The organism is Yoonia sp., assembly GCF_046498525.1.
Lineage (GTDB): Bacteria > Pseudomonadota > Alphaproteobacteria > Rhodobacterales > Rhodobacteraceae > Yoonia.
This window is the reverse complement of sequence record NZ_JAWOAN010000162.1, coordinates 1-11,946: the sequence shown is the minus strand read 5'-3', so window position 1 is coordinate 11,946 and position 11,946 is coordinate 1. Positions and strand designations below refer to the sequence as shown.

Genomic DNA, 11,946 nt, shown 5'->3' with positions numbered 1-11,946 from the left:
CGGCCCCCTCGACCAGCGCGCCAAGAGCGACCTCGGGGTTTTGTGGTGCGCCAAGCTTGCGCACAAGCAAAAGATCGAGAGGTGCGCCAAGGCGGTTCGCGACCTCGACCCCGACCGGCACACCGCCGCGGGGCAATGCGTAGATCACAGGATCATCCAGTTCCATATCCGCAAGAAGCTTGGCCAACATGCGGCCTGCATCCTTGCGATCAATAAATTTTGGTGTGCTCATATCCATAGGGCATGGTTTAGGCCGTCATGCAGCCTGCTGATTGATTTTCGTCAATGGAAGACCGTTTATTGTGCCATGTCGGCGCAGAGCCGCTGACGCTGCATTTGCCTGTTTCTCAGGGCCGCAAACGACCAAGAATGGCCAGCCGGTTTGTGCCCATCACGTGGATGTGAAGCCCCGGATTGATCGGTATCAATCACGCCCGGTCCATCATCGTCATTGCTGAGAAGCATCGACACTTGTGTAGGGAGGCGGAAGTTCCGGCATGAACGACCTTTACAATCGTCAGGATATCATCCGGAAGCTTGTCCCGGGAGGACACAGGTTGCGGGCCGGCATTCCGTCAATTCGGGAAGAACTGACGCCCGAGTTGCAAAAGTACCTGCATGTTCTCGGGCCGACCCCGAAACGGTGTCTTGAGACACTTGCCGATCTTGGTCTGTCGGACAGTGAAATCGGGCGCTATTTCGGGATGCCGGCCGTGTTCATCACCCAGCTCCATCAAATCTGGCGCATCGACGGAGAATAGGACTTGCATCAGGCGCGGGGAACAGGCTCGGTATGCACTGTCCCTGCCTGCGAAGCGGTCTTGGCGCTGGCCTCCTGTGATGCATGGTGGCTTGCGCCGACCAGAACAGGCCTCAGGCAGCTGACCGCCCTTGGCTGTGATCGCATGTCGGCGTGATCGTACATGTAGTCGCGCGTCAGGGGAACGGCCCCGATATTGCGCGACAGCTGGAACTGGTAAACGGCTTGCGGCCCATGGCGGAACGTCTGTTCGCAGGCAGCAAGATAAAAGCGCCACATCCTGACAAAGCGTTCATCATAAAGCGCACGGGCCGCATCTTCGTGTGCGCGGAACCGGTCATACCAGTGGCGCAGGGTATAGGCATAATGCAGTCGCCAACATTCCACATCCGTAGCCCAGAGCCGTGATGATTCGACCGCACGAATGACTTCCGACATGGTTGGGATATATCCGCCGGGGAAGATATATTTTGCAATCCAGGGATTCGTGGCCTTTGCCGGAGCAGCCCAACCGATCGAGTGGATCAGAGCGATTCCATCGGGGGTCAGCTTGTCGCGGATGGTTGCAAAATATGCTTCAAAGTGGGGCAACCCGACGTGCTCGAACATGCCGACCGAAACGATCCTGTCGAATGTGCCCGCGACTTCGCGGTAATCGCAAAGCAGGAATTCGACACGGTCGGACAATCCTTCGCGCGCCGCTCTTTGTGTGGCATAGGTCTGTTGTTCCTCGGACAGGGTGATGCCTGTCACACGTGCGCCGTAATCCCGCGCCAGTGTCAGCGCCATGCCGCCCCAGCCGCAACCGATATCAAGAACCCTCATGCCCGGTTGGGTCATCAGCTTGCGTGCGATATGGGCTTTCTTGTCGACCTGGGCCTGATCCAGAGACGTATCGGGCGCCTTGAAATAACCACAGGAATACTGCCGGTCCTGATCGAGAAACAAATCGAACAACTGACCGGACAGGTCGTAATGATGCGCAACATTGCGTTTTGCCCGTTGCACGATGTTGTTCTGCGCCAAGCCGCGCAAGGCATCCCGCGGTCTTTGTGTCAGCTTTTGCCACCATGCCGGATTGCTATCGGAACTGCGGGCATTGCGCACAACTGTCGCCATCAGGCCTTGCAGGTCATCATCATCGATCGTCAGATCGCCGTTCATATAGGTTTCGCCAAAGGCCAGTTCGGGGTTCAACACCAGCCGTCTTGTCGCGGCGCTGTCATGCAGACGCACCGTAACAGGTTCACTGGTCCTGTCCCCATAGGTATGCGTTTGCCCGCTGGGCATGACAATGCGCAACGCGCCGGTGTGGATCAGGCTTTGCAGCATCTTGTCCAGCGCATATTCCCAAGACCGGCTCATGCGACCAGCGCCTTGTGCCGACCTTCAACCGGAGTGCCCGGGTATATGATTGTCTTCTGTTTCATTCTGAAAACCGTAATGCGGGCCGTGCACCCGCCACTGACATAAATCAATCGGCGCAATCGGCGCGCATCTAAGGTGTACCTGCCGGTTCCCTTCGGTCGCAAAGAAACACGTTGTGGCATTCACCGCACCGCCTTCCGGCTATCCGCGTTTTTCGATCGCTTCCCGGCTATGACATTGGAGGAGATATCCCACATGATGACCAGCCCGCCCCAAGAGTTGGAGACAGACAGCGATATGTCTGCGCGCATTCAGGATGCGGAAAAGAAAAAGTCAGATGTTGTCGTGTTCGTCGAAGATGCAATCACGAACGGTTCCGGTATAGGACATTCGCAACGCGTGGCCCGCGCCTTTGGCGGCAAGGTTGTGCTCGTGAATGTGCAGTGTCGCCTTGATCATGACGATGGCCCGATTGATCCTGTTGAGTGGGACATCAGAAAACAGCAAACACTCAAGTGGCTTAATGGTCTGACCCGCTCGGTCGGTGACGATGGCCCGCCTTGCGAAGTGAAGCTTCTCGAAGGGGATTGCGTCAATGAAATCCGCAACTTCATGGAACATCGGCAAAGTGATATCGCAGGGGCCTTGCGGCGGCACGGCGACAACGGCTGGAGCCTGAGCAAGACCGCTTCGGGCGTCTTGTCCTCGCGCAGCGCAGGTGTGCTCATGATCCCTCAGGACGCAAGTGTCGAGCACGGCACCACCTACAAGCGCATCCTTGTCCCTCTGGATGGATCGACCCGCGCCGAAATCGCATTGCCACGCGCGGTTGTCATGGCGCTTGCCGAAGATGCGGAATTGCTGCTTTTCTATGTCTCTCCAAATCCCGGCGTTACGGAATTCGGTGTAAAGGATCAGGACGCCGAGCGGCTCCATGCGCAGGTGCGCAGCAGAAACCGGAAAGCCGGCAAAAGTTATCTTGCGGGGATCAGAAACCGGCTGAACCGAGAGGGCTTGACGATTTCAACGAAGGTCTGTGACGACGGCGATGCGCGGCGCGCACTGACAGACGCGATTTCGCGCGAGAATGTGGATTTTGTCGTCATGGCAACCCATGGGCAAAGCGGGCACCGCGATGTGCCGACAGGGGATGTCGCGCGCTATATCATGAACAGAGCTGCCACTCCGGTTCTGCTGATCCGCCATCTGAACGGTTCACACAGCAACCACGTCTTTGGTAAACTGTCGTCCGAGGGCGTCCGGCAACCGGTCGGCACAGACTGATGAACGAAGCCGCACGAAAGATGACCGATGCTGAACCGTCGGCTGACGCTCTTGCCTTGCAGCACGTCGTCACTCACGAGCGTCCATGCATGACTGACTGCTACCGTGCGTTGCCGGAGCTTGACGATTGGTTTGACGAGGTCAGGGCGTTTTGTACGGACGCACCGACAGAGGCTCAGCGCGTAGCCGAATGGATTCTCGACAATGATTATCAAGTCATCCGCGCACTGCGACGGCTGAAAGAAGGCTTGCCGCGGCAGTTCTACCAGACGCTTCCGGCGCTTGCAGAGTCGGACGGGGCCGGGCCACCACGCGCTTTTGCGGTTGCGCAGGCTGCGCGCGCGCGGATGGATCAACAGATGAGCCTCGAAGGGCTCGTTGATTTCATCTGTCACTATCAAGAGGCGGCGGAACTCACGAACGGGGAACTTTGGGCCATGCCGTCCATGTTGCGGCTGGCGTGTCTGGAACAGATCATTGGCGCAATGGGTGCCGTAGAACCCGAGCTGCTGCCTGATCTGGTGTTAAGCGAACAGACCCGAGCGCAGGATGACATCAAACCTGTCGCGCGCGTGTCGCGGGCGATTACCGATCTGATCGTGATCGATGCGATCAAATGGCCGGATTTCATTGATGCGGTCAGCGTGATTGAAGCGGTGTTGAAAACCGATCCCGCCCAAGTCTATCCGGACATGACCTTCAACACCCGAAACAGGTACCGCGAAGTTGTCGAGGCACTGGCCACACGGTGCGAGAGTTCGGAATCCGAAGTGGCTCGGCGCGCGATCGTGCTGAGTTGCGACGAAGACAGCGAGAGTTGCCGCCATCATGTGGGCTACTGGCTGATCGACAAGGGCCGGACCGAGCTGGAGGCCTCGCTGCGCTACCGCGTTCCTGTGCGTCTGGCCCTGAAGCGCAGGTTATCGCGTATCACGGGCTGGCTTTATGCAGTTGGGCTTATTGTGTTGGTCCTCGCCGCCATGTCGGTTTCGGTGGCGTATTTATGGGCTTTCGACGCGAACGCCTGGCAGTGGGTCTTGGGGATCGCGATTTCGATCCTTCCGGCGACGATCCCGAGTGTCTGGTTCGGTCATTGGGTCATCACGCGCTTGAAGACACCCGAGGTTTTGCCGGAAATGGATTTTTCAAAGGCGGTTCCCGCGTCTTGTGCTACCGCGATCGTGATCCCTGTCATTATCGCCAAGCGTGAAGAGGTGGCGGGGATTCTCGAAAAGATCGAGACACTTCGTCTGGCCAACCCCGACCCCGCCTATCGCTTTGTGGTGCTGTCCGATCTTGCGGATGCGTCAAAGCAGACCCTGCCCACCGATGCGGGGATCGAAGCTGCACTTGTCGACGGGATCGCGCAACTCAATGCCCAGTCCCGGTCGAATGGCGGGGTTTCCTTCGTGCTCATGCACCGGCGCCGCATTCATAATCCGGCTGAAGGGGTCTGGATGGCACGGGAACGCAAACGCGGCAAGCTTGAGGATTTCAACCGCTTTGTGCTGGGCGAAGGCGACGCTGCATTTGACATTGTCGCGGGGCCTGTCGAAACCCTGCGCGCCGTTCCCTATGCCATCACGCTGGATGCCGATACGCAAATGCCACCGGGTACCGCGGCGCGGCTTGTCGGGATACTGGCGCATCCGCTGAACCGCGCTGTGGCCGATCCCGAGACCGGCGGGGTCGTTTCGGGCCATGCAATCCTGCAGCCCCGGATCGAGATTTTGCCGAAACATGGCAGAGGTACGCATTTCACGCATCTGTATGGCGGCGACACCGCCATCGATATCTACAGCCGCGCCGTTTCAGACGTGTATCAGGACCTGTTTGGTACCGGAATTTATGTGGGCAAGGGTATCTACGATATCGCTGCCCTGCAGCGCAGTATTGACGGGCGCATACCTGACAATCACATCCTCAGCCATGACCTTTTCGAGGGGTTGCTGGGCCGTGCCGCATTGGTCAGCAATGTTGTTCTGTATGAGGACCTGCCCGCGACATATCCCGAATTCGCGCTGCGCCAACATCGCTGGATGCGCGGTGACTGGCAGCTTTTGCCGTGGCTGGGCCGCAGGGTGCCGGTGGCGGACGGCGGGCGTGCTGCATCGACGCTGTCGGCGCTGGATCGCTGGAAACTGATCGACAACTTGCGACGCAGCCTGATGCCGCCTGCATTGCTGCTGTTCTTTCTGGTGGGCTGGATGGTGCTTCCGGGCAGTGCACTGGTCTGGACCATTCTGGCCGCAGCCGCGCCGGGAAGCTATCTGATCGGTGAAGTCTTCGCCGTTGCCACTGGCGGCATCCGGAAGGGTGCCTTCGGGAATGCAGTGCACAAGATACAGGATACGAGCGGGCGTTGGTTCTTGCTGATCGTGTTTCTGGTCAGCGACACCCTCATGGCGCTTGATGCGATTTTCCGCACACTTTGGCGGGTCTTCGTTTCGGGGCGCAAACGGCTGGAATGGACGTCTGCGGCCCATGCCGCCACCAAGCTGTCAGGTAGCAGTGTCCGGAAGGCATCGTGGCGGTTGATGTGGCCTTCATCGGCTTTGGCGCTTTTCATGCTGGGGTATATGGCGCTCTTCGAGCCTGCGGGCTTTTTGCCTGCCACACCGGTGCTTTTGCTTTGGCTGATCGCGCCCGAAATATCGGTCTGGACCGCGCGCCCCCGCTATTTCCGCGCGCAAACCCTCGATGACGAGCAGCGCCTGTATCTCAAGCGGGTCGCACGGCAGACCTGGCATTTCTTTGATACATTTGCGGGGCCGGACGACAACTGGCTGCCGCCTGACAACTATCAGTTCGGCCATGTGGACGCGGTCGCCCACAGAACCTCGCCTACGAATATCGGTATGTTTCTGGCCTCTGCCTTGGCAGCCAAGGATATGGGGTTTATCACGACAAGCGATTTCGTCGCCCGTTGTCGCCATACGGTCAGCACATTAACGCAGATGGACCAGTATCGCGGCCATATTCTGAACTGGTACGACACGCGCACGCTTGAACCGCTTGAGCCGAAATATGTCTCGACCGTCGATAGTGGCAATCTTGCAGTCGCCCTCATCACGCTCAAGCAGGGCTGTATGGAGCAGATCGACAGACCGGCTGTTGCGGGAACCTGCTTTGATGGTCTCGGGGTCACGCTTGATCTGTTGTGCAATGCGATCCGTAGTACCGGTGCCCCGGATCTTTCACGCCTGAAAGACACTGAAGGCCGGATCAGGGCCGCACTGCAAAAGGCGCAGATATCTCCGCTGGACTGGGAGGGCGCGATCGCCACGATTGGCGATACCTTATGGATCGACCTTGAAACCCAAGCGCGCGATGTGATCGAGGACGTACCCGACCTGTCGCAGACGCAAGTGACCGATATCACCACTTGGCTGGAACGGTTCCATCATGGGCTGCATTCGGTTGCACGCGACATCGCGACCTATATGCCATGGCTGCGTGTCATCGAAGACGGGAAGGCCGCAGGACTGACAGCGGCACATGAGATCGGAAATCTGATGTACCGTGACCGCAGGCGTGTTGCGCAACGACCCACGGACGCCGCCATGAACGATATTCTTGAGTCGTGGCGAAAGAAGAACTCCGACGCGGACGAAGACACTCTGGTTTGGGTGGATCAGTTTGAAACGGCCATGCAAGAGGGGATCGCGCAGCATGACACCTTGTGCGACAGCTTGCGTGATCTTGCCGCGCAAGCGGACAGCATCGCCTTCGGGATGGACTTCAAGTTTCTCTATGATCCTTCAATGCGGCTGTTTTCGATCGGGTATAACCGCAGTCTCGGCCGGATGGACGCCAGCCACTACGACCTGCTGGCGACGGAAGCGCGCCTGGCCAGTTTCTTTGCCATTGCCAAACACGACGCCCCGATCGAGCACTGGTTCGCCTTTAACCGCCCGATCACGCGCTTGAAAGGTAAGCCGTCGATCCTGTCGTGGAACGGATCGATCTTCGAATACCTCATGCCCCCGCTTTTTCTGCCCAGTTACCGCGACAGCCTGTTGGGTGAAAGCGAGCTTACCGCGATTGATTTCCAACGCGATTATGCCCGCGCGCGCAATGTGCCTTGGGGCATATCGGAATCGGCGTTCGCCACGACAGATACCGCAGGCACCTTTCAGTATCGTGCGTTTGGTGCGCCCGGTCTTGGTATCCGTCGCGGCCTGACCGAAGATCTGGTCATCGCGCCCTACGGTTCGGCTCTGGCGCTTTGCGGCTGGCCGGGTGCGGCTGTCGAGAACCTGCAATCGCTGGAAAAATTGGGCGCGCTCACGCGATACGGGTTCATCGAATCGCTGGATTTTACGCCCGACAGGATGGCACCGACCCGAGAGTTTCTGCCCGTGACAACTTTTATGGCGCACCATCAAGGTATGGTGCAGGTGGCCATCGCGAATGCGCTGCTTGGCGATGTCATGGTTCACCGGTTTTTGAGGGAAAAGGCCATGGGAGCCATGGCCCTGCTGTTGCAGGAACGTGTCCCGTGGGAGGCCCCGCTGGAGCTTGGCCGCGCGGATGAAGACTGGGACCGCTCCGCAGAAACGTCCCAACAGCTCGATCTGGCGCCATGGGTGCCGTCGCCGGATTTGCCGGTGCCTCATGTTCATATGCTCGGGAATGGCCGGATGTCGTGTTTTCTGACGGAGAGTGGCAGTGGGGGGCTAAGCTGGAACCATACGGCATTGACCCGCTGGCAAGCTGATCCCACGGGTGACGCCGATGGTATTTGGCTCTATCTGCAGGATGCCGCCAGCGATGATATGTGGTCGTTGGGCACGGCACCGGCGCAGCCGTCCGACGATGACACCCGATGTACGTTTCATCCGCATATGGCCGAACTGTTGCGCCGTCACGACGGGATCGTGGCGCGTATGGATATCACGGTGACCGCCGAAGATGACGTGGAAATACGCCGTGTGACGCTTTTCAATGAAAGCGAACGGGCACGTACCCTCGACTTGACGAGCTATGGCGAGGTGGTGCTGGCTCCGGCGGTCGATGACGAGCGGCATCCGGCTTTCAGTAAATTGTTCGTCCACAGCAGCTATTTGGCTGATGATCAGGCGCTCGTGTTTACGCGGCGTCCGCGCCGACCGGAAATCCGGCCGCCGGTTCTGGTTCACAAGCTTGTCGCGGCAAGTTCCGATATCAACGTCACCGGATGGGAAACCGACCGTCACCAATTTGTCGGGCGTAACCGAACCACGCGGTCACCTGAAGGATTGCGCACCGGTTTGGGGCGGGGCACCGGATGGACGCTGGACCCTGCCATGTCCTTGCAGACAAGGGTTCGGCTTGCGCCGATGGAAACACAGGAACTGGTGTTTCTGACCGCTGTTGGCGCATCCGAAAGCGAAGCCCTTGCCGCCGCCCGCCGCTATCCCGTCGGGATGATCGATCACGCATTCCGCGATGCATTGATGCACACGGGCCACCGGGTGCGGCAGATGGGGCTTGCACCGGAACATTTGCCGGAGCTTCAAGTACTGTCTTCGTTGCTGATGCACCCCCATCCGGCATTTCGTCGTGCGCCGCCGTTGGACAAGGCGGGCTGGAGCGGCCAGCCCGATCTGTGGCGGTTCGGCATATCGGGCGACGATCCGATCTTGTTGTTCAAGCTGTCAAACCCTGAAACATCCTCGTTGCTGAATATTCTGGTGCGCGGTCACAGCTTTTGGCGGCAGTCAGGCCTGACGGTGGACCTTGTGATCATGCAGGACGCTGCGGCCAGTTATCAGGAACCGTTGCGCGAAAAGGTCCTGTCCATCATCAGCGAAACCCATTCCAGCGGTCTTTTGGCGATGCGGGGCGGCATCCATCTGGTGTCGGGCGGGCAGATGTCGGATGTGCTCAAGCACGGGATCGAAGCCGCGGCGCGGGTCACTCTGCGAGACGAGAACAAATCGTTGCGCGAAATGCTCGACCGCATACTGGATGCTCAGGATGCTTCCACGCCGTTTGTGCAAAGCCCGTCATCGCCCTATGATGCGATCCCGGCCATCGCACCGCCGGAAGACCTGCAATTTCACAACGGCTATGGCGGGTTCGACCCTGAAAGCGGTGATTATGTGATGCATCTTGCGCCCGGGGTGCGCACCCCTGCGCCATGGTGCAATGTATTGGCGAATGACGATTTCGGCTGTCTTGTCAGCGAGGCCGGCTTTGGCACGACTTGGGCTGTGAACAGTGGAGAGCACCGGCTGACACCGTGGTCAAACGATCCGGTGACAGATCGCCCTGGTGAAGCCCTTTATCTGCGTGACGAGGCGTCCGGCGATGTCTGGACCACGACACCGCAACCGATGGGAAATGCTGACGCCTGCGAGATCAGGCATGGCGCGGGCTATTCCCGTTGGCGCAAGAACAGCCATGGTCTGGAGCAGGCTCTGACCTGCTTTGTGCCGCTCGATGCATCTGTCAAGATCGTGCGGCTGCGTCTGACCAACAGGTCCGGCCAGACGCGCCGGATCACGGCGACCTACTATGCGGAATGGCTGCTCGGGGCGCTTGGCAGCATGTCGCGCCCGCATATCGTCAGTTCGTATGACACGGCACTCAAGGCAATCGTTGGGCGCAACCCGTGGAACCCTGAATTTGCGGCCCGTGCGGCGTTTCTCACGGCCTCACTGGACCCGCACAGCATCACGGGCGACCGGCATGATTTTCTGGGGCGTGACGGCGACGTATTCGATCCCGCAGGATTGCGGTGTTGGGATCTGGGGGGGCATTTCCCGCAAGGTGGCGATGCCTGCGGGGCCTATCAGGTGCATCTTGATCTGCCGCCCGATGAAACTGCCGAAGTCGTCTTCACACTGGGCGAGGCGGTGGATGCCAGCGCCTTGGCCGATTTGGTTGGGCGTTGGAAAGACCCGCGTGAGGCGGATCAGGCACGCGAAGCGCTACAGGCCACTTGGCAAAAACGGTTGGGCGCAGTGGAGGTGCACACACCTGACACTGCGTTCAATCTGATGGTGAACACGTGGCTGCCTTATCAGAACCGGTCGTCGCGTATCATGGCCCGCGCGGGGTTTTATCAGGCCGGGGGCGCGTTTGGTTTCCGCGATCAGTTGCAGGATGTTCTGGCCTTGCTGATCAGCGATCCACACCGCGCACGGGCGCAGATACTTCTCGCGGCGGCGCATCAATTCGAGGAAGGTGACGTGCTGCATTGGTGGCACCCTCCCGAAGGCAGAGGGGTCCGCACGCGGTTTTCCGATGATTATCTGTGGCTGGTCTATGTTACCGCGCGCTATATCGAAGCGACCGGAGACACGGCAATTCTGGACGTCGAAGTGCCGTATCTTTCGGCACCCGAGCTGGAACCTGAAGAAAGCGACCGCTATGCGCTTTATGATACGGGCGAAACAGGCAGCCTGTTCGATCACTGCGCCCGCGCGCTGGAGCGGATGATCGCGACGGGATCACACGGGCTGCCGTTGATGGGTAGTGGCGACTGGAACGACGGTATGGACCGGATCGGTGATGAAGGACGCGGTGAAAGCATCTGGCTGGCTTGGTTCCAGATCGGCATCGTGGGTCTTTTTGCACCTCTGGCCCGTCAAGCCGGTCATTCCGACGGTGCCGCGCATTGGCAAACCCATGCTGACGCCCTGCATGATGCCCTGCACAAGAGCGGGTGGGATGGCGAGTGGTACCTGCGCGCTTTCGATGATGACGGCCTGCCTTGGGGGTCTGCCGAAAATGATGAATGCCAGATAGATCTGATCGCGCAAGCCTGGTCGGTCTTGTGTGGCCGACCTGTCGATGACAATGCGCGCACCGCGTTGAAATCGGCTGAGAAACGGCTGGTCGATCCCAAAGCGCGGCTGATCCGGCTGCTGACGCCACCTTTTGACAAGACCGACCGGGACCCCGGCTATATTCAGGCCTATCCAGCGGGCATCCGTGAAAATGGCGGGCAATACACCCATGCGGCGACATGGCTGGGCATGGCCTATGCAAGGATGAAGGATGGGGATCGCGCCTATCAGGTCTTTGACATCCTCAACCCGATCGCACGGGCCGACAGCAAGGAGGCAGCGGATCATTATCGCCGTGAACCCTATGTGCTGACCGGCGACGTCTCTGGTGCCGGATCGCAAACGGGACGTGGCGGTTGGTCGTGGTACACTGGCGCCGCAGGCTGGGCATGGCAACTGGGAGTAAACGGTATTCTCGGCGTGGAGCCTGTGTCTGGCGGGGTCCGGCTTGATCCCTGTCTGCCCAAAAGCTGGGGAGGCGCCGAGGTGATGCTGGAAACCGGGCTTGGCCGTCTTGAGATCGAAATTCAGGATCCCGACAGGCTAGGGCATGGCCCCACATCAATCACCGTGGATACACGACATATTGACGGGCAGACGGTCAAATTTCCGGGGAAAGGCCGGTGCAGCCAAGTGGTTGTCCTGCTGAAGGGATGATGCACGCAGGCGGCGCGTCCGGCCCCCGGTCGTCAGGATTTACTGACTGCGCGACGGCCCAGTGGGGCCATGTCCAGTTGATAGTCGTCAGTGACGCGA

General features: G+C 59.3%; 5 protein-coding genes. 3 read left to right on the top strand and 2 right to left on the bottom strand.

The genetic code is table 11. The features are described 5' to 3' along the window. On the bottom strand, positions 1 to 232 hold a 232-nt coding region (locus tag R6T97_RS10595), incomplete at its 3' end, for a phosphoribosyltransferase family protein (protein WP_410349265.1). 265 nt (positions 233 to 497) lie between these two features. On the opposite strand from R6T97_RS10595, the gene R6T97_RS10590 reads away from it, so the two are divergent. Beyond that, positions 498 to 761 carry a hypothetical protein gene (locus R6T97_RS10590; RefSeq protein ID WP_410349264.1) on the top strand — a complete coding sequence of 88 codons (264 nt, stop codon included), beginning with the start codon at positions 498 to 500 and terminating at the stop codon, positions 759 to 761. 8 nt (positions 762 to 769) lie between these two features. Here the strand turns inward: R6T97_RS10590 and R6T97_RS10585 are convergent, their stop codons facing one another. Beyond that, positions 770 to 2,125 carry a class I SAM-dependent methyltransferase gene (locus tag R6T97_RS10585; protein ID WP_410349263.1) on the bottom strand — a complete coding sequence of 452 codons (1,356 nt, stop codon included), beginning with the start codon at positions 2,123 to 2,125 and terminating at the stop codon, positions 770 to 772. A gap of 258 nt (positions 2,126 to 2,383) precedes the next feature. On the opposite strand from R6T97_RS10585, the gene R6T97_RS10580 reads away from it, so the two are divergent. Then, positions 2,384 to 3,412, top strand: coding sequence for a universal stress protein (locus tag R6T97_RS10580; RefSeq protein WP_410349262.1), 1,029 nt, complete (start codon positions 2,384 to 2,386; stop codon positions 3,410 to 3,412). A 20-nt stretch (positions 3,413 to 3,432) separates the two neighbouring features. Then, positions 3,433 to 11,847: a GH36-type glycosyl hydrolase domain-containing protein gene (locus R6T97_RS10575; RefSeq protein ID WP_410349261.1), complete on the top strand. Its 8,415-nt coding sequence runs from the start codon at positions 3,433 to 3,435 to the stop codon at positions 11,845 to 11,847. Positions 11,848 to 11,946 lie beyond the last annotated feature (99 nt).